This is a genomic window from Kitasatospora sp. NPDC058046 (assembly GCF_042885595.1).
Classification (GTDB): Bacteria; Actinomycetota; Actinomycetes; order Streptomycetales; family Streptomycetaceae; genus Kitasatospora.
In genome coordinates, this window is sequence record NZ_JBHVRS010000002.1 from 660,154 (window position 1) to 676,587 (window position 16,434).

The window sequence follows — 16,434 nt, forward strand, 5'->3', positions numbered from 1 at the left end:
CTCAGTTCTCCTCCTGCCGTGCCGTGGTGTTCTGCGGGGTGCCGTCCGCCTTCCAGCCGGCGCCCCACTCGGTGGGCGCGCCGGCCGCGTCCAGGCCCGGTCCGTCGCCCGCGTGGTACTCCACCGAGTCGGCCGTCATCTGCATGAAGGCCTCCTCCAGCGAGGCCTGCTGCGGGCTGAGCTCGTGCAGCACCACGCCCTGGCCGGCGAACAGCTCGCCGAGCCGGGCGATGTCCCCGTCGACCACCTCGTAGGAGCCGTCCGGACCGGGTTCGTGCCGCAGGCCGGCCCGGGCCAGCACGTCGAGCAGCCGCTCGGGCTCCGGGCCGCGCAGCCGTACGGCGGAGCGGGAGTTGCGCCGGATGAACTCCGGCATCGGCAGGTCGGCGAGCAGCCGGCCCCGGCCGATGACCACCAGGTGGTCGGCGGTGACGGCCATCTCGCTCATCAGGTGGGAGGAGACGAAGACCGTCCGGCCCTCGCCGGCGAGGCGCTTCATCAGGTTGCGGATCCAGAGGATGCCCTCCGGGTCCAGGCCGTTGACCGGCTCGTCGAACATGACGATCTCCGGGTCGCCGAGCAGCGCGGAGGCGATGCCCAGGCGCTGGCCCATGCCGAGCGAGAAGCCGCGGGCCCGCTTGCGGGCCACCGGGGTGAGGCCGACCAGGGCGAGCACCTCGTCCACCCGGCGCTCGGGGATGCGGTTGCTCTGGGCGAGCCAGAGCAGGTGGTCGCGGGCGGTGCGGCCGGGGTGGACGGCCTTGGCCTCCAGCAGTGCGCCGATGTACTTGAGCGGCTCGCTGAGCTGGCCGTAGCGCTTGCCGTCGATGGTGACCCGGCCGGAGGTCGGGCGGTCGAGGTCGAGGATCATGCGCATGGTGGTGGACTTGCCGGCGCCGTTGGGGCCGAGGAAGCCGGTCACCACGCCCTGGGGGACCTGGAAGCTGAGGCGGTCCACCGCGAGGGTCTTGCCGTAACGTTTTGTCAGGTCGTGCAACTCGATCATTCGCGCTCCCTCAGGTCTTTGCCAGGCTAGGACAAAGGGGGTATCGCGGCCCGCTGAGTGGGCCCGCCGGGCGTGCCGGAATAGGTTGGACGCATGACCCAGCTCCCCTCCGCAGTGTCGGTCCGCGAGAGCGGTACCGGAACACCACTCCTGCTGCTGCACGCCTTTCCTCTGAACGCCTCGATGTGGTCGTCCCAGCTGGACGCGCTGCCCGGCCTGACCGGGGACGAAGCGCGGGTGCTCGCCCCCGACCAGCGGGGGTTCGGCGGCACCGGGCTGGGCGACGACGAGCCCTCGCTGGACCTGGTCGCGGACGACCTCGCGCTGCTGCTGGACGCCGCCGGAATCGAACGCGCGGTGGTCGCCGGGCTCTCCATGGGCGGCTACGCGGCGCTGGCCCTGGCCCGCCGCCACCCCGACCGGCTGGCCGGCCTGCTGCTCGCCAACACCCGGGCCACCGCCGACACCGACGCGGTCCGGGCCAACCGGGAGCGGATGGCCGCCGCCGTCACCGCGCGGGACAGCGTGCGGCTGCTGCTGGACGAGCGGGTCGCGGCCGGGCAGCTCGGGCCGGACTCGCAGCACCTGGTGGAGCGGGTGGAGGCGATGGTCGCCGCCGCGTCGCCGGCCTCCGTCGCCTGGGCCCAGCGGGCCATGGCGGCCCGCCCGGACTCCCTGGACGTGCTGGCCGGCCTGCCGGTGCCGGTCGCGGTCGTGGCGGGCGCCGAGGACGCCCTGGTGGCGCCGGAGGAGGCCGAGGCGATGCTGCGGGCCCGGCCGGACGCCGAGCTGACCGTCCTGCCCCGGGTGGGCCACCTGAGCGCCCTGGAGGCGCCGGAGGCCTTCGACGCCGTCGTGCGCGCCCTGCTCGCCCGGGTGGCCGCCGGATGAGCCAGGAGAGCCAGGACGCGGCGGCCTGGGACTTCTCGGCGCTGGAGGTGAGCGGCCGGATGCCGGTGACCAACCGGGGCGAGGGGCTGGTCGAGCTGACCCTGGAACCGCTCGGCGAGGACTACTGGATGCGCCCGGGGGAGACCTTCATCGTCACCTCGTACGGCGACTACGGGCCCGGGCACCCCTTCGAGGTGCAGTACTGGCCGGACTCGGTGTCGGTCTGGTGCACCTCCTGGTTCGGCACCGTCTCGGACGACGAGGGCAACCAGCTCAGCAGCGGGTACCAGCGGCCGGACGGCGCCTACCCCCGCTAGGGACCCTTCGTCAAGCCGCGCCGGAGGCGATGGCGGCGCGACAAGCCGACAGGCCCTCACCCGGGCGGGTGAGGGCCTGCGGTGCGGCTCGGCCGGTGTGCGTCAGCGCGACTGCTGGGCGGGCACGCCCAGGGTGTCGTCGGTCGGCAGCGAGGCGGCGGCCACGGCCGCGCCGGTCAGCGTCGCCAGCATCTCGCGGACGTTGGTCAGCTGGGCGTTGATGCTGTCGCGGCGGTTGGTGAGCGCCGCCAGCTCGCGCTCGGATTCGCTGCGGATGCGGTCGGCCTTGGCGTTGGCGTCGGCCACGATGTCCTCGGACTGGCGCTGGGCCGTCTCGACGGTCTGGCGGGCGCGGCGCTCGGCGTCGGTGCGCAGCTTCTCGGCCTCCAGGCGCAGCTGCTCGGCCCGGTGCTCGATCTCGGCCAGGCGCTTCTCGGCCTTGGCCTGACGGGCGGCCAGGTCGCGCTCGGACTGCTCGCGGCGCTTGGCCAGGTTGGTCTCGAACTCCAGCGCGGCCTGGGCGGCCTTGGTGCGGGTGTCCTCGAAGAGGGCGTCCGCCTCCTCGCGCTTGTTCTGGGCGTCCTTGTTGGCCTCGGCGCGCAGCTGGGCGGCGTCGCTCTTGGACTTGTCGACGATCCGCAGCCCCTCGTCCTCCGCCTTGGCCTTGCGGTCCTTGGCGTAGTTCTCGGCCTCGGTGCGGACCTGCTGGGCGGCGGCCTCGGCGAGCTCGCGGTGCTGCTCGGCGGCGCGGTGCGCCTCGTCGCGCAGGTCCTTGGCCTCCTCCTCGGCGAGTCGCAGGATCTTCTCGACCCGGGCGCCGAGACCGGCGTAGGAGGGCTCCGCCTCGGTGACCGCCGCCTGGGCGGACTGGGTCTCGAGGTGAAGCTCCTCGATGCGCTTCTCCAGCGCGCTGATCCGGGTCAGGGCACTGTCACGGTCGGCCACCAGCTTGGTGATCCGCTCGTCGACCTGGGCGCGCTCGTACCCACGGCGCACCAGGTCGAAGCCGTGAGGGGAGTGACTGTCGCTCATGGGGTTCTGGGCTTCCTGTCGTCAAACCGCTGAGGTGGTTGAGGGAATCCTGACACGGTACCGGAGTGTCGACGGCGTTATGCCGTTCTCTCACGGACAATGACCGCCAATGTCCGCTCAATCGGGTGGTGAGCTCTTGGAGCGATTGCCACCCGACCGGGGGGAGCCAACTCCGGCACCGGCCTTGGCGCCCCCGTCCTTCTTGGTGCTGCTTCCCCCGTTGGCCTGGGCGACCGGTGACGGCGCCTCGAACGCCTCCAGGGCGGACAGCACGTCCTGGACCCTGGAGATCTCGGTGTTGATGTCCTTGCGGCGGCGCACCAGTTCGTCCAGCTCGCGCCGGCCCTCGTCGGTGACCCGCTTCGCCTCGGCCTTCGCCTCGGCGAGCAGCCGCTCGGCCTCCGCCTTCGCCAGCTCGACCTGCTCGTCCGCGGACTCGTCGGCGTCCCGCAGCCGCTTCTCCGCCTCGGTGGAGGCCCGGTCCAGCCGCTCCTCGGCCTCCGCCTCGGACGACCGGAGCTTGGCCTCGGCCTTCTCGATGAGCGCCTCGGCGCGGTCGGTGGAGTTGGCGAGCTTGGTCTCCGCCTCCTTGAGTAGGCCCTCGGCCTTGCGGACGGCGGACAGCCGGACCTTGCTGGCCTCCGCGGAGGCCTCCGAGGTCAGCTCGGCCGCGCGGTCCTCGGCCGCCGCGACCAGGGCCGCCGCGCGGTCCTCGGCCTCGGCGACGGTGGCCACCGCCTGCTCCTCGGCCTCGGTCAACTGCTCCTGGGCGGCCGTCACCAGCGCGTCCACCCGCTCGCCGGCCGACTTCATGGCCGCCGCGTTCTCCTTGCGGGCGCGCTCGTGCAGGGCCTCGACCTCGGCGTCGGTGCGCTCGCGCAGCTCCTCGGCGCGCTCGCGGATCGCGGTCGCGTCCCGGCGGGCCTCGGCGAGCAGGGTGTCCGCGTCGGAGCGGCCCTTCTCGACCTCGGCCTGACCGGCCGCCTCGCCGGCGGCGACCAGCCGGTCGGCCTCCTTGCGGGCGGCCGCGACCATGGCGTCCGCCTGCTCCTCGGCGGCGGCGGTGGTCGCCAGCGCGGTGGTCTGGGCGTCCTCGCCGAGCGCCTCGGCGTCCGCGAAGGCCTTCTCCAGGACGGACTTGGCGTGCTCGCGGGTGGCCTTGTCGAACTGCTCGGCGGCCTCCCGGGTCTCCGCGTCGTAGGCGTCGGCGCGGGAGTGGGTGGCGGAGTCGTAGTCGTCGGCCAGGGTGCGGGTGGCGAGGGCGTACTCGTCGGCCTCGGCGCGCAGGGCCGCGGACAGCTCCTCGGCGTCGGCGATGCTCCGGGCGCCCTGGGCCTCGGCCTCGGCCACCGTACGGGCGGCCTGCGCCTCCGCGTCGGCGCGCAGCTGCTCGGCGGCCTCCTGGGCGGCCCGCAGCTCGGCCTCGGCCTCCGCGCGCAGCTGCCCGTCGTAGGCCCGGGCCTCGGCGCGCTGCCGGCCGAGCTCGTCCTCGACGGCCTCCCGCTCGGCGGCCAGCTCCAGCTCGGTCTGCTCGCGCAGGGCGGTGGTCTCGGCCTCGGTGCGGGCCCGCAGGTCGGCGGTCTCGCGGTCGACGAGCTCGCGCTGCTCGGCGCTCTCCCGCTCGACCAGGCCGCGCAGCTCGGCGGCGTACGCGTCGGCGGACTCGCGCTGCTTGGTACTCTCCCGCTCGGCCAGCTCCCGCTGCTCGGTGGTCTCGTACTCGGCGAGGGTGCGCAGCTCGGTGGCGTCCTGCTCGGCGGCCTCGCGGAGTTCGGTGACCTCCTGCTCGGCGGCGGCCTTGAGCGCGGCGATCTGCTCGGCGGCGGCCTCGTGCATGCCGGCCACCGACTGGCGGACCTCGGCGGCCTCGTCCTCGGCGGCGGCCACCAGCTCGGCGCCCTCGGCCTTGGCGGCGGCGATCAGCTCGGCGCGGTCGGCCCTGGCCTGCTCCAGCTCGGCGCCGGCCTCGGCGCGGATGCCGTCGGCGGTGGCGCGGGCCTCGGACAGCTCGCGGCCGGCCTCGGCCCGGACGGTCGAGGCCTGCTCGTTGGCCAGGGCCAGTTCGGCGGCGGCCTTCTCGCGGGTGGCCTTGGCGTCCTTGGCGGCCTCGGCGCGGCGCTGCTCGGCGGTGGCCTCGGCGCGCTCCAGGGCCTCGTCGGCGGCGGCGCGCTGCTCGGCGGTGTGGGCGTCGGCCTGCTCGCGGACCTCGGCGGCGTAGGCGTCGGCGGCGGTCTGCTGCTCGCCGGCGTACGTGTCGGCGGCCTCGCGGACCTCGACGCTGTGCTTCTCGGCGGCTTCGCGGACCTCGACGCCGTACCGGTCGGCGGTCTCGCGGACCTCGGCGCCGTACCGGTCGGCCGCCTCGCGGACCTCGGCGGTCTCCGCCGCGGTGCGCTTGGTGAGGTCGGTGGCGTGCTGTTCGGCCTCGGTGCGGACCCGGTCGGCGTGGGCCTCGGCGGCCTCGCGCTGCTGGGTGGTCTCCTGCTGGGCCAGGGCCCGCAGCTCCCCGGCGGCCTGTTCGGCCTCGGCCCTGGTCTCCGCGGCGTAGGCGTCGGCCGCGGTGTGCTGCTCCGTGGCGTACGTGTCGGCGGCGGTGTGCTGCTCGGTGGCGTACGTGTCGGCCGCGGTGCGCTGCTCGTCGGCGTAGGCGTCGGCGGCTTCGCGGACCTCGACGCTGTGCCGGTCGGCCGCTTCGCGGACCTCGGCGCCGTACTGGTCGGCGGTCTCGCGGACCTCGGTCGTCTCCGCCGCGGTGCGTTCGGTGAGGTCGCCGGCGTGCTGTTCGGCCTCGGTGCGGACCCGGTCGGCGTAGGCCTCGGCGGCCTCGCGCTGCTGGCTGGTCTCGCGCTGGGCGAGCGCCCGCAGCTCTCCGGCGGCCTGTTCGGCCTCGGCCCTGGTCTCCGCGGCGGCCTGTTCGGCCTGCTCGCGGGCGGCCTCGGCCGCGTCCAGGTGCTCGGAGGTCTCCTCGCGCTCGCGCCGCAGGCCGTCGGCGGCCTCCTCGCGTTCGCGCCGGCTCTCCTCGCGCAGCGCGTTCGCGGCCGCCTCGGCCTCGGCCCGGGCCCGGGCGGCCTCGGTGTCGGCCTCGGTGCGCACCCGCTCGGCGTCGGCCACCGCGGCGTCCCGGACGGCCTTCGCCTCGGCCTGTGCCTCGGTGGTCGTAGCCTCTGCCGCGGCGGTCGCCTCGGCGCGCACCCGCTGGTCGAACTCGGTTGCGTCGCGCCGGAGTTCGGCGGTCTCGCGCTCGGCGGCGGACCGGTTCTCGGCGGCCGCGGCCTTGGCGGCGGCGAGCGCGTCCTGGCCCTGCTGCTCGGCGGCCTCGGTGATCTTCCCGGCCTCGGCCCGGGCCCGGGTCAGGGTCTGCTCGGCCCGGCCCTGGGTCTCGGCGGCCTGCTCCTGGGCCTGCTCGCGCAGCCGCTCGATCTCCCCGGCGGCACCCGCGCGCAGCTCGTCCGCGTCGGCCTTGGCCTTGGTGAGCAGCTCCTCGGCGTTCTTCGCCGACTCCTCGATCTGGACCACGGCCTGGCGGCGGGCCTCGCCGCGCACCCGGTCGGCCTCGGCGGCGGCCTGGGCGCGCAGCTCCTCGGCCTCGGCCCGCAGCCGGGCCGCCTCGTCCTGCATCTGCTCGATCCGCTCGCGGATCGCGGCGGCGTCGTCCAGGGCGGCGTTCTGGGCCTGCTCGACGGCGGCCTGGGCCTGCTCGCGCAGGCGCTGCGCCTCGGCGGCGGCCTCGGCGCGGATCCGCTCGGCCTCGGCGGCGGCCTCGCCGCGCACCGTCTCGGCGTCCTGGTCGGCCCGGCCGAGGACCTCCTCGGCGGTCTTGGCGGCCTTGGCGAGGTGGACGGTGGCGTCCTTGGCGCCGGCCGCCCGGCCCGCCTCCTCGGCCTCGCCGCGCAGTCGCTGGGCGTCGGCCTCGGCGTGCGCGCGCAGCTCGGCGACGTCCCGCTCGGCCAGGGCGCGGAGTTCGGCGATCGCCGCCTCGGCCTCGGCCTTCAGTTCGGAGGCCACCGACTCGGCGGTGGCCCGCAGCCGCTCGCTCTCCTCGGCGGCGGCGGCCCGGGCGGCGTCGGCCTCGGCCTGCTTGGTGGCGGCCTCGGTGCGGACGCCCTCGGCCTCGGCGCGGATCGCCGAGGCCTCCTTGGTGGCCTGGGCGACCATCCGGGCCACCTCGGCCCGGGCGGTCTGCGAGCGCTGCTCGTTGGCGGCCTCGCCGTCGGCGACCCGGCGCTCGGCGGCGGCCTCGGCGTCGGCCTGGAGCTGCTCGGCGGCCTGCTCGGCCTGGGCGCGCAGTTCGGTGGCCTCGTGGCGGGTGCGCTCCGCCTCGGCGATCGCCTCGGCGCGCAGCCGCTCTATCTCGGCCTTGGCGGCGGCGAGCTGCTGCTCGGCCCGGGCCTGCTCGTTGGCGGCCTGCGCCTTGAGCCGGCCGATCTCGGCCTGGGCGGCGACCAGCTGGCCCTCGGCGGCGGCGTGCGCGGCGGCCAGCTGCTGCTGGGCCTCGCCGCGGGCGGCGTCCACGTCGGCGGCGGCCTGGGCGCCGGCCTGCTGGGCCTGCTCGGAGGCGGCGCGCAGCAGGCGCTCGGCGTCGTTCTGGGCCCGCTGCAGAGCGGCCTCGGCGGCGGCCTGGGCCTCGCCGCGGGCGGCGTCCACGTCGGCGGCGGTCTGGGCGCGGGCGTGGTCGGAGAGGGCGACGGCCTCCGCACGGGCGGCGGCGACCATCCGCTCGGCCTCGGCGCGGGCGTCCTGGAGCAGCCGCTGGGCCTCCTGCTCGGAGCCGGCCCGGGTCTGCTCGGCCCAGCCGTTGACGTGCTGCTCGGCGGAGCGGCGCAGCTCGGCGAGCTCGTCCTCCAGCTGGCGGCGGCGGGCGGCGAGGTCGGCTTCCAGCCGGGCGGTGCGCTCGGCGGCCTCGGCCATGATCCGCTGGGTGGCGGCCTGGGAGTCGCGCAGCTGGCGCTCGGCGTCGGCGCGCAGCTGCTGGGCCTGCATCTCGGCGGTGCGGAGCATCTGCTCGGCCTGGCCGGAGACGGCGTCGAAGGCGCGCGGCTGGGCCAGCATCCGGCGGGACTCGTGCAGTTTCGCCCGCAGGACCTCCACCTGGTAGGCGAGGTCTTCGGCATGCTCGACTGCCTTGTCGCGCTCCTTCCGAGTCCGACCCATCTCGGCCTCGAACTGGGAGAGGTGATCGTCAGCCTCGTAGCGGTCGTTGCCCCGCACTCCGCGGTCCCATCCATCTCCTGGTCGCGTCCTCGACCCGGCCGGTTCCGGGCTCCGGTATCCCGGGCGCCGGTCCGACTGGTCCTTGCATCCGCAGCCGGTGGACGGTCCCCCGCCATGCCGGGGCCGCCCGCCGCGGTCGTCGGAATCCGGGGCGCGGGAGCGCGGGGGTGCCGCGTTCCCCCGTCCGAGTGGACTCCTGGGCGAACTCTTGCCTTGTGGAGAATGGTGACAGATCCGTCTTGCGACTGTTCAGCCGTGCCCGCGTAATGGACTCCCCTTGCGACGGGCCGACCGCCGGAGGGCGGACAGGCCTGTCTTCGGCCGTGCCCGTCGCCTCCGTCCCCCGGAGCCTTCGCGCACCTGGGCATTGTAGTGGGAGCGCACTGCGGGGGAATGGCCGCAGGGGTGTTTTCCGGCTCTTCCCGCCAGGTTACTGACGGGTCATGACCGACGGACCGTCGGCTGCCCCCGGGACGCCGCGCGCCCGGGGGCGGGCCGGGAGGGGGTCAGTGCCCGTCGTGGCCCTGCTGCGCGGAGGTGACCAGCTCGGTCAGCACGCCGCCGCAGTCCTTGGGGTGCAGGAAGGTGATCCGCGAACCCATCGAGCCGATCCGCGGCTGGTCGTAGAGGACCCGGACGCCCTTGTCCCGGATGGCCTCGGAGTCGCCGTCCACGTCGGCGGTGCCGAAGGCGATGTGGTGCACGCCCTCGCCGTTCTTCTCCAGCCACTTGGCCACGGTGGAGTCGGGCCGGGTGGGCTCCAGCAGCTGGAGGTACGAGGCGCCGCCGTCGTCGGTGCCGTTGATCCGGAGCATGGCCTCGCGGACGCCCTGCTCCTCGTTGACCTCGGAGTGGAAGACCTCGAAACCGTAGGTGGCGCGGTAGAACTCGACCGTCTTGTCGAGGTCTCGGCAGGCGATGCCGATGTGGTCGATGCGGGTCAGCACGACGGCCTCCGGGAGGTGGGGAGAAGGTGGTGGGGCTAAAGGTGCACCCAGTGCAGCGCATGGCCCGCGACGGGCGCCAGTGCCGGGCGTGCGAGCCTGCTCACACGGCGGGCCGCCCGCCGGACGGCCCGCGGGCGGTTCACCCGGAGCGGGTCGGCACGGTGTTGACTGGATGGTGCCAGTGCGCTCGATCACACCGTCGCTCCGGTGACGGGCGGGTAACGGGTCAGTACATTGAGCGCATCCTCACCTGGCCACGACGTGCGAAGGGGCCCGTCCCATGACCAACACCACCTCTGTGATCGTTGCCGGTGCGCGGACCCCGATGGGTCGCCTGCTGGGTTCCCTCAAGGGCTTCTCCGGCGCCGACCTCGGCGCCGTCGCGATCAAGGCGGCCCTGGAGCGGGCCGGGATCACCGGCGAGCAGGTCCAGTACGTGATCATGGGCCAGGTGCTCCAGGCCGGCGCCGGCCAGATCCCGGCCCGCCAGGCCGCCGTCAAGGCCGGCATCCCGATGAACGTCCCGGCGCTGACCGTCAACAAGGTCTGCCTCTCCGGCCTCGACGCCATCGCGCTCGCCGACCAGCTGATCCGGGCCGGCGAGTTCGACATCGTGGTGGCCGGCGGCCAGGAGTCGATGACCAACGCCCCGCACCTGCTGCCGAAGTCCCGCGAGGGCTTCAAGTACGGCGCGATCGCGATGCTCGACGCGATGGCCCACGACGGCCTCACCGACGCCTACGAGAACATCCCGATGGGCGAGTCCACCGAGAAGCACAACACCCGCCTGGGCATCCCGCGCGAGGCGCAGGACGAGATCGCCGCCGCCTCCCACCAGCGGGCCGCCAAGGCGCAGGCCGACGGGGTCTTCGACGCCGAGATCGTCCCGGTCGCCATCCCGCAGCGCAAGGGCGAGCCGGTGCTGTTCAGCCAGGACGAGGGCATCCGCGCGGACACCACCGTGGAGGGCCTGGCCAAGCTGCGCCCGGCCTTCACCAAGGACGGCACGATCACCGCCGGCACCTCCTCGCAGATCTCCGACGGCGCCGCCGCCGTGGTCGTGATGAGCAAGGCCAAGGCCGAGGAGCTGGGCCTGACCTGGATCGCCGAGATCGGCGCGCACGGCAACGTGGCCGGCCCGGACAACTCGCTCCAGTCGCAGCCGTCCAACGCGATCAGGCACGCGCTGGCCAAGGAGGGCCTGGAGGTCGCCGACCTCGACCTGATCGAGATCAACGAGGCCTTCGCGGCCGTCGCCCACCAGTCGATGAAGGATCTGGGCGTCACCTCCGACATCGTCAACGTCAACGGCGGCGCCATCGCGCTCGGCCACCCGATCGGGATGTCCGGCGCCCGCGTGGTGCTGACCCTGGCGCTGGAGCTGCAGCGCCGCGGCGGCGGGGTGGGCGCGGCCGCGCTGTGCGGTGGCGGCGGCCAGGGCGACGCGCTGATCGTGCGCGTCCCGAAGGCCTGACCGGCTCCGACCCGACTTCGGGGCTGCGGACCGCCGGTGGCGGTCCGCAGCCCCTTCGGCATCCGCGCAAGGAGCTCCTGATGATCGATGTCGCCACGCTGGTCGAGCAGGCCCGGGCGGGCCGGCCGCGGGCGGTCGCCCGGCTGATCACGCTGGTCGAGAACGCCGCGCCGCAGCTGCGGGAGGCGATGGCCGCGCTCGCGCCGTACACCGGGCGGGCGTACACGGTGGGCCTGACCGGCTCGCCCGGGGTCGGCAAGTCGACCTCCACCTCGGCGCTGGTCTCCGCCTACCGGCGGCTCGGCAAGCGGGTCGGGGTGCTGGCCGTCGACCCGTCCTCGCCGTTCTCCGGCGGCGCGCTGCTGGGCGACCGGGTCCGGATGCAGGACCACGCGACCGACCCCGAGGTGTTCATCCGCTCGATGGCCACCCGCGGCCACCTCGGCGGGCTCTCCTGGGCGGCGCCGCAGGCGCTGCGGGTGCTGGACGCGGCCGGCTGCGAGGTGATCCTGGTGGAGACCGTCGGGGTGGGCCAGTCCGAGGTCGAGGTCGCCGCCCAGGCCGACACCACCGTGGTGCTGCTGGCCCCCGGGATGGGCGACGGCATCCAGGCCGCCAAGGCCGGGATCCTGGAGATCGGCGACGTCTTCGTGGTCAACAAGGCCGACCGGGACGGCGCCGACGCCACCGCGCGGGAGCTCAACCACATGCTGGGCCTCGGCGAGGCGCGGGAGGCGGGGGACTGGCGTCCGCCGATCGTCAAGACCGTCGCGGCCCGCGGCGAGGGCGTGGACGAGGTGGTCGAGGCGCTGGAGAAGCACCGCGCCTGGCTGGAGGAGCACGGCGAGCTCGCCGCGCGGCGCCGCCGCCGGGCCGCCGAGGAGATCGAGGCGATCGCGCTGGCCGAGCTGCGCGCCCGGATCGGCGACCTGCGCGGGGACCGGCACCTGGCCGTCCTCGCCGAACGCGTCGCCGAGGGCGCCCTGGACCCGTACGGCGCCGCCGACGAGCTCGTCGCCGGCCTGACCCGCGGCTGACCCGGGCCGGGCGCGCGGGCCCGCGAACCGTTTCCGCCCCGCCGCGATCGGATCGCGGCGGGGCGGAGTGGTGCGTGCGGTGCTACGGCTTGCCGCGCAGGCCGCGGAGGTGTTCGGCGACGGGGGCGAGGGCCTGGTACATGTCGTCGAGCTGCTCCGGGGTGAAGCGGTCGATGAAGTGGGCCCGGACGCTGCGCACGTGGTCGGGGGCGACCCGCTGCATGGTCTCCCAGCCGTGTTCGGTGAGGTGGGCGTAGAGGCCGCGGCGGTCGCCGGGGCACTCCTGGCGCAGCACCAGGCCGGCGTTCTCCATCCGGGTGATCTGGTGGGAGAGGCGGCTCTTCGACTGGAGGGTGGCGGTCGCGAGGTCGGTCATCCGCATCCGGCGGTCCGGGGCCTCGGAGAGCACGACCAGGATCTCGTAGTCGTTGATCGCGAGGTTGTGCGGCTGGAGTTCGCGGCTGAGCTGGTAGTCCAGCAGCTTGGCGACCTCCAGATGGGCGCGCCACATCCGCTGCTCCCTGGCGGTCAGCCAGGGAGTCTCCTCCTCGGGCTGCGACGGAGGGGTGTCCGCGGTCTCGATCGTGTGCGTATCCATGCCCTCTAGCATAGCCGATTTAGTTCAATCTTGTACAAGTTTACAGACCGAAACGTCGTCCGAGGTCGCCCAGGTTACCGAGCCCGGGGATGTTGGGGTTGCCGCCGCCGTGCCCGGCCGTGCCCGGCTGGGACGGCACGCCGCCCACCGGGACGCCCGCCTCGGCGTCGACCGCTCCGACCGACCGCTCCGCCATCAGCTTCTCGCTCGACTGCAGCAGCACCTGGCCGGCGCCGATGAACTCGAACTGGTGCTCCTCGCCGGAGGCCCCGCCGATGCCGGTCAGCCGGCGCAGGCCGCCGATCAGCCCGTGCATGTAGTCGTGGTCGTAGTGGTGGCACGGCGCCGGGCAGTCCGCCCAGCCGACCAGCGCCTGCGGGTCCACCCGGATCGGCGGCTCGACGAAGTGCACCGGGCCGTTGGAGGCGGCGACGAAGCGGCCGGTGCCGATCAGGGTCAGGAAGCCCGGGATGATCGACTGCTTGAGCCGCAGCGTCGGGTCGAAGGCCAGCAGGTTGCCGGAGCGGACGGTCAGGTTGCCCTCGTCCAGGTCGTACGAGTTGAGGTCGAACGCCCGGTCGGCCAGCAGCAGTTTGCCGCGGCCCTCGGCGACCACCCAGTCCGCCGCGTGCATCGGCGAGTTGAAGTGCTGGCCGAGCACCCGGTCGACCGCCCCGGCGCCGACGCCCTTGAAGGTGATGTCGCCGTAGTAGGCGACCATCTTGCCCTTCTGGAGGAAGTAGGAGCCGTTCAGGTCGACCGAGAAGGCGTACGGGTTGACGTTGTCGCCGGCCGGCAGGCTGTGGGCGTCCCACACCACCGGCCCGGTGCCGCCGTGGCCGGTCGGCAGCGGGGCCAGTGGGCCGCCGAACTGCTCCTGGGCGTACGGCTGTTGCTGGCCGTACGGCTGCTGGGGCGGCTGCTGGTACTGCTGCTGGGGCTGGTGGCCGGGCGGGGGCGGCGGGTAGCCCTGCGGCGGGGGCGGCGGGTACCCGCCGGGCTGCGGGTAGCCCGGCTGCGGGCCGTACCCCGGCGGGGGCGGCGGGGCCGCGAAGCCGGGCTGGGTCGGCTGGTTGTGCGGCGAACCGTACGGGGGCTGCGGCGGGTAGGACATCAGAGCTTCTCCTCGCTCGCCTGGACGTACACCGCGCCCTGCCCGGACAGTTCCAGCTGGAACGCCTCGCCCGAGCCGCGGCCGATCATGTCGCGCCAACCCAGCGCCGTGGAGAGCTTGTTGCGCACGTCGCCGCGGTGCGCCACGTACGCCTGCGGGTCGACGTGCACCGACTGGCCGGGGGTGATCGGCAGCTCGAAGACGCCGCCGTGGGCCATCACCGCGACCGAGCCCTGGCCCTCCAGCTTGGTGGTGAACAGGCCCTGCCCGGTGACCTGGCCGCGGACCATGCCCATCACCCCGCCCTGCGAGCCCATGAACATGGTGGACTGCCGCAGCGTGCCCTCGAAGGCGAGCAGCCGGTCCGCCTCGACGTACAGGGTGTCGCCGAACAGGTCGATCACGTGGACGTGGTGGCCGCCGTGGCCGAACATCACCCGGCCCTGGCCCTCGACGGTCATCAGCGGGGTGTCCTCGTTGGCCACCCGGCGGCCGATCATCGACATCACGCCGCCCTGCCCGCCGGTGATGTTCGGCGTGAAGCGGACGTCGCCGCTGTACGCGAGCATCGCGCCGCGCTGGCTGAACAGCCGCTGCCCGGGCACCACCTGGGCTTCGACCATCTTCCCGTTGATCTTCGTGAAGCCCATCAGACGTCGCCCCCGATGGTGGCCTTCTCGGAGGGCTGGACGTACACCAGGCCCTCGCCGGTGAACTCGATCTGGACGGCCTCGCCGCCGCCCTCGCCGATGATCGTGGTCCAGCCCGCGCCCGACTTCAGGCTGCGCTGCAGGGTGCCGGTGTGCGCCACGTACGCGCCCGGGTCCACCCGCAGCGGCATGCTCTTGTCGACCCGCAGGATGACGGCCGGACCGTTGGAGGTGACGGCCGCCCAGCCGTGGCCCTCCACCTTGGTGGTGAACAGGCCGTTGCCCGAGGACATGCCGTTCAGCCCGGTGAAGCTGGTGCCGGTGTGCAGGGCGGACTCGGTGCAGAGCAGGTTGTCCGACTCGACGTACAGCGTCTCGCCGTTCAGCCGCACCAGGCTGATCTCGGTGGCCTTGTCGGCGAAGTAGCAGGTGCCCTGCCCCTTCACTTCCATGACCGTCATCTTCTCGCCGGTCAGCCGGCGGGTGACCATGCCGCGCAGGCCGTCCCCGCCGCCGGTCAACTTCTTGAAGGCCATCTGCCCGGTGTAGGCGACCATCGAGCCGTGTCGCGCCTTGACGGCGTCGCCGCCCAAGTCGACGGCGAGCACGCGCGATCCCTGGAGTCTGAACTGTGCCACGGCCGCAATCTAGCCGCTGCGGCCGTGGCGCGGGGAGGGTGCGTGGGCCGACTGGTACCGGTCTGGGACAAACGCGCCGGTCACGCCCGGCGCACGCGCCCCGGTCAGGCCCGGGCGTGCGCCCCCTGTCCGGGGCTCGGAACGGTGCCGGCCGCCTGCTCGACCTCCAGCAGCGAGGCCGAGTGGCGCTCCGCCTCGAAGGCCACCACGCCGCCGCGCAGCCCGAACAGGCGCTTGGAGAGCATGATCCAGAGCACCGCCGCGATGTTCAGCACCAGGGTGCAGATCTTCAGCGCGCTGACGTGGTGGCTCAGCTCGTAGCCCTCCAGCGGCAGGAAGGCCGCGGTGGCGACCACCGTCAGGTACTCGGCCCAGCGCTTGTTCAGCCAGAGGCCGACCGCCTCGACGATCTCGATCACCGCGTAGGCGATCAGCGCGCCCGCGACGATCAGCAGGGTGCTCTTCTTGAAGTCGAAGGTCTTGCGGATGGTCTCGACGATCGGGGCGTGTTCGAGGTCCCAGTGGAAATGGTCGGTGACCGGCCGGAACACCGTGAGGTTCTCGTCGAAGACCCGGTGCACCGCGTCCTGGCTGTTGGAGAACTTCCACACGGCCCACGCGACCACGATGATCAGCAGTCCGCGCAGCACCCGCTCGACGGCCAGGAAGCGCAGGATGAACAGGTCCCGCAGCGCCTTGCCGCGCGGCACCAGCGGCGCTTCGTCGGCCGGGCCGGAGCCGTGCGGGGCGCCCAGCGCGAAGTCGCCGCAGCGCAGGCAGCGCCAGGCGTCGCCGAGGGCGGTCGACGCGTGCAGCCGGGAGGCCAGCTCCGGCTCCGTCGGCGCGTAGGTGGTGTGGCCGCGCTTGGCGCAGGTCCTGCGGTCCCAGTCGCGCTTGAACATGTGGTGAGTACCCCCCGTGTGCGATGCCTCGGCGCCCGGATCGGTGGGCGCGCGGGCAGCAGGATAGGGGTTCCCGGTGACGGGCGGTCGCGCTCGGTGGCGTTCCGGCACAGAGCTGTGACAGGGCGGGCGGGCGCCGGACGGGCTCCGGGCAGGCGCCGGGCCGGCCGCTGTGAGATGGGGCACGGTGGCCACCCCCGGCCGGGGTCCCGTCCGTGGGCTCGGCGATAATGGGCCGGAATGCTTGTGAGTCGCTTCACAAGCGAGCCCGCGCCGCCGACCCCCCATATCGAGGTATCCATCGTGAACAGCAGCGCCGTCCACCGCCTGCGCCTGGTCTCCGGCCCCGAAGGGGTCTCCTTCATCCTGCTGCTGATCTGCTCGGTGCTGAAGCGGACGACCTCGTTCGACGCCGTCCCGGTGATGGGCATGGTGCACGGCGTCCTGTTCATCCTGTACGTGGTCTTCTGGATCCAGGCCTGGCAGGCGCAGAAGTGGGGCGCCAAGCGCGGCGTCCTGATGTTCGTGCTCGCGGTGCTGCCCACCGGCGGCTTCTTCGCCGAGCGGATGCTGGCCAAGGAGGAGCGGGGCGAGCTGAAGCCCGCCACCGCCTGAGC

The 16,434-nt window shown here is 74.0% G+C and carries 14 protein-coding genes; 5 read left to right on the forward strand and 9 right to left on the reverse strand.

Going from position 1 to position 16,434, the window contains the following annotated elements:
* Position 1 precedes the first annotated feature (1 nt).
* Positions 2 to 1,006 (reverse strand): ABC transporter ATP-binding protein, encoded by a 1,005-nt coding sequence (locus tag ACFVU7_RS07305; RefSeq protein WP_387822042.1) that lies wholly within the window; start codon positions 1,004 to 1,006, stop codon positions 2 to 4.
* Between the two features lie 93 nt (positions 1,007 to 1,099).
* On the opposite strand from ACFVU7_RS07305, the gene ACFVU7_RS07310 reads away from it, so the two are divergent.
* Positions 1,100 to 1,897, forward strand: a complete 798-nt coding sequence (locus tag ACFVU7_RS07310; protein ID WP_117489550.1) for an alpha/beta fold hydrolase — start codon at positions 1,100 to 1,102, stop codon at positions 1,895 to 1,897.
* Positions 1,894 to 2,214, forward strand: a complete 321-nt coding sequence (locus ACFVU7_RS07315) for a hypothetical protein (RefSeq protein WP_049655736.1) — start codon at positions 1,894 to 1,896, stop codon at positions 2,212 to 2,214. The genes ACFVU7_RS07310 and ACFVU7_RS07315 overlap by 4 nt, the downstream gene beginning before the upstream one ends.
* A 102-nt stretch (positions 2,215 to 2,316) precedes the next feature.
* Here ACFVU7_RS07315 and ACFVU7_RS07320 read toward each other — a convergent pair whose 3' ends face one another.
* The 3 genes from ACFVU7_RS07320 to mce all read right to left on the reverse strand — a co-directional run bounded on the left by ACFVU7_RS07320 (position 2,317) and on the right by mce (position 9,404).
* Entirely contained in the window at positions 2,317 to 3,246 is a 930-nt protein-coding gene (locus ACFVU7_RS07320; protein WP_049655735.1) for a cellulose-binding protein, read from the reverse strand.
* A gap of 117 nt (positions 3,247 to 3,363) precedes the next feature.
* Complete coding sequence (locus ACFVU7_RS07325; protein ID WP_388044597.1) at positions 3,364 to 8,454, reverse strand: hypothetical protein; 5,091 nt, start codon at positions 8,452 to 8,454, stop codon at positions 3,364 to 3,366.
* Positions 8,455 to 8,963: 509 nt separating this feature from the next.
* Positions 8,964 to 9,404 (reverse strand): methylmalonyl-CoA epimerase, encoded by a 441-nt coding sequence (mce, locus tag ACFVU7_RS07330; protein WP_049651447.1) that lies wholly within the window; start codon positions 9,402 to 9,404, stop codon positions 8,964 to 8,966.
* A gap of 280 nt (positions 9,405 to 9,684) precedes the next feature.
* Here mce and ACFVU7_RS07335 point away from each other — a divergent pair, with 280 nt between their 5' ends.
* The gene (locus ACFVU7_RS07335; protein WP_074001457.1) at positions 9,685 to 10,878 is read left to right on the forward strand and encodes an acetyl-CoA C-acetyltransferase; all 1,194 of its coding nucleotides are present in this window, start codon (positions 9,685 to 9,687) and stop codon (positions 10,876 to 10,878) included.
* A gap of 80 nt (positions 10,879 to 10,958) precedes the next feature.
* A complete protein-coding gene (meaB, locus tag ACFVU7_RS07340) occupies positions 10,959 to 11,915 on the forward strand; it encodes a methylmalonyl Co-A mutase-associated GTPase MeaB (protein WP_380745328.1) in 957 nt (318 codons plus the stop codon).
* An 82-nt stretch (positions 11,916 to 11,997) separates the two neighbouring features.
* Here the strand turns inward: meaB and ACFVU7_RS07345 are convergent, their stop codons facing one another.
* The 5 genes from ACFVU7_RS07345 to ACFVU7_RS07365 form a co-directional block, all read right to left on the reverse strand.
* The gene (locus tag ACFVU7_RS07345) at positions 11,998 to 12,513 is read right to left on the reverse strand and encodes a MarR family winged helix-turn-helix transcriptional regulator (protein WP_049651450.1); all 516 of its coding nucleotides are present in this window, start codon (positions 12,511 to 12,513) and stop codon (positions 11,998 to 12,000) included.
* 40 nt (positions 12,514 to 12,553) lie between these two features.
* Positions 12,554 to 13,363, reverse strand: coding sequence for an AIM24 family protein (locus tag ACFVU7_RS07350; protein WP_049651462.1), 810 nt, complete (start codon positions 13,361 to 13,363; stop codon positions 12,554 to 12,556).
* Positions 13,364 to 13,626: 263 nt separating this feature from the next.
* On the reverse strand, positions 13,627 to 14,277 hold the full coding sequence (locus tag ACFVU7_RS07355) for an AIM24 family protein (RefSeq protein WP_049651451.1): 651 nt from the start codon (positions 14,275 to 14,277) through the stop codon (positions 13,627 to 13,629).
* The gene (locus ACFVU7_RS07360; RefSeq protein WP_074001459.1) at positions 14,277 to 14,915 is read right to left on the reverse strand and encodes an AIM24 family protein; all 639 of its coding nucleotides are present in this window, start codon (positions 14,913 to 14,915) and stop codon (positions 14,277 to 14,279) included. Before ACFVU7_RS07360 ends, ACFVU7_RS07355 begins: the two co-directional genes overlap by 1 nt.
* Positions 14,916 to 15,019: 104 nt before the next feature.
* Entirely contained in the window at positions 15,020 to 15,817 is a 798-nt protein-coding gene (locus ACFVU7_RS07365; RefSeq protein WP_049651453.1) for a DUF2127 domain-containing protein, read from the reverse strand.
* A gap of 240 nt (positions 15,818 to 16,057) precedes the next feature.
* Here ACFVU7_RS07365 and ACFVU7_RS07370 point away from each other — a divergent pair, with 240 nt between their 5' ends.
* Positions 16,058 to 16,432, forward strand: coding sequence for a DUF3817 domain-containing protein (locus ACFVU7_RS07370; RefSeq protein WP_388044598.1), 375 nt, complete (start codon positions 16,058 to 16,060; stop codon positions 16,430 to 16,432).
* Positions 16,433 to 16,434: the final 2 nt, after the last annotated feature.

What these genes read in the sequence shown, in the direction of transcription:
- ACFVU7_RS07305 (WP_387822042.1), bottom strand. Translation starts at nt 1,006, where the DNA reads ATGATCGAGTTGCACGACCTGACAAAACGTTACGGCAAGACCCTCGCG.
- ACFVU7_RS07310 (WP_117489550.1), top strand. Translation starts at nt 1,100, where the DNA reads ATGACCCAGCTCCCCTCCGCAGTGTCGGTCCGCGAGAGCGGTACCGGA.
- ACFVU7_RS07315 (WP_049655736.1), top strand. Translation starts at nt 1,894, where the DNA reads ATGAGCCAGGAGAGCCAGGACGCGGCGGCCTGGGACTTCTCGGCGCTG.
- ACFVU7_RS07320 (WP_049655735.1), bottom strand. Translation starts at nt 3,246, where the DNA reads ATGAGCGACAGTCACTCCCCTCACGGCTTCGACCTGGTGCGCCGTGGG.
- ACFVU7_RS07335 (WP_074001457.1), top strand. Translation starts at nt 9,685, where the DNA reads ATGACCAACACCACCTCTGTGATCGTTGCCGGTGCGCGGACCCCGATG.
- meaB (WP_380745328.1), top strand. Translation starts at nt 10,959, where the DNA reads ATGATCGATGTCGCCACGCTGGTCGAGCAGGCCCGGGCGGGCCGGCCG.
- ACFVU7_RS07345 (WP_049651450.1), bottom strand. Translation starts at nt 12,513, where the DNA reads ATGGATACGCACACGATCGAGACCGCGGACACCCCTCCGTCGCAGCCC.
- ACFVU7_RS07355 (WP_049651451.1), bottom strand. Translation starts at nt 14,277, where the DNA reads ATGGGCTTCACGAAGATCAACGGGAAGATGGTCGAAGCCCAGGTGGTG.
- ACFVU7_RS07365 (WP_049651453.1), bottom strand. Translation starts at nt 15,817, where the DNA reads ATGTTCAAGCGCGACTGGGACCGCAGGACCTGCGCCAAGCGCGGCCAC.
- ACFVU7_RS07370 (WP_388044598.1), top strand. Translation starts at nt 16,058, where the DNA reads ATGCTTGTGAGTCGCTTCACAAGCGAGCCCGCGCCGCCGACCCCCCAT.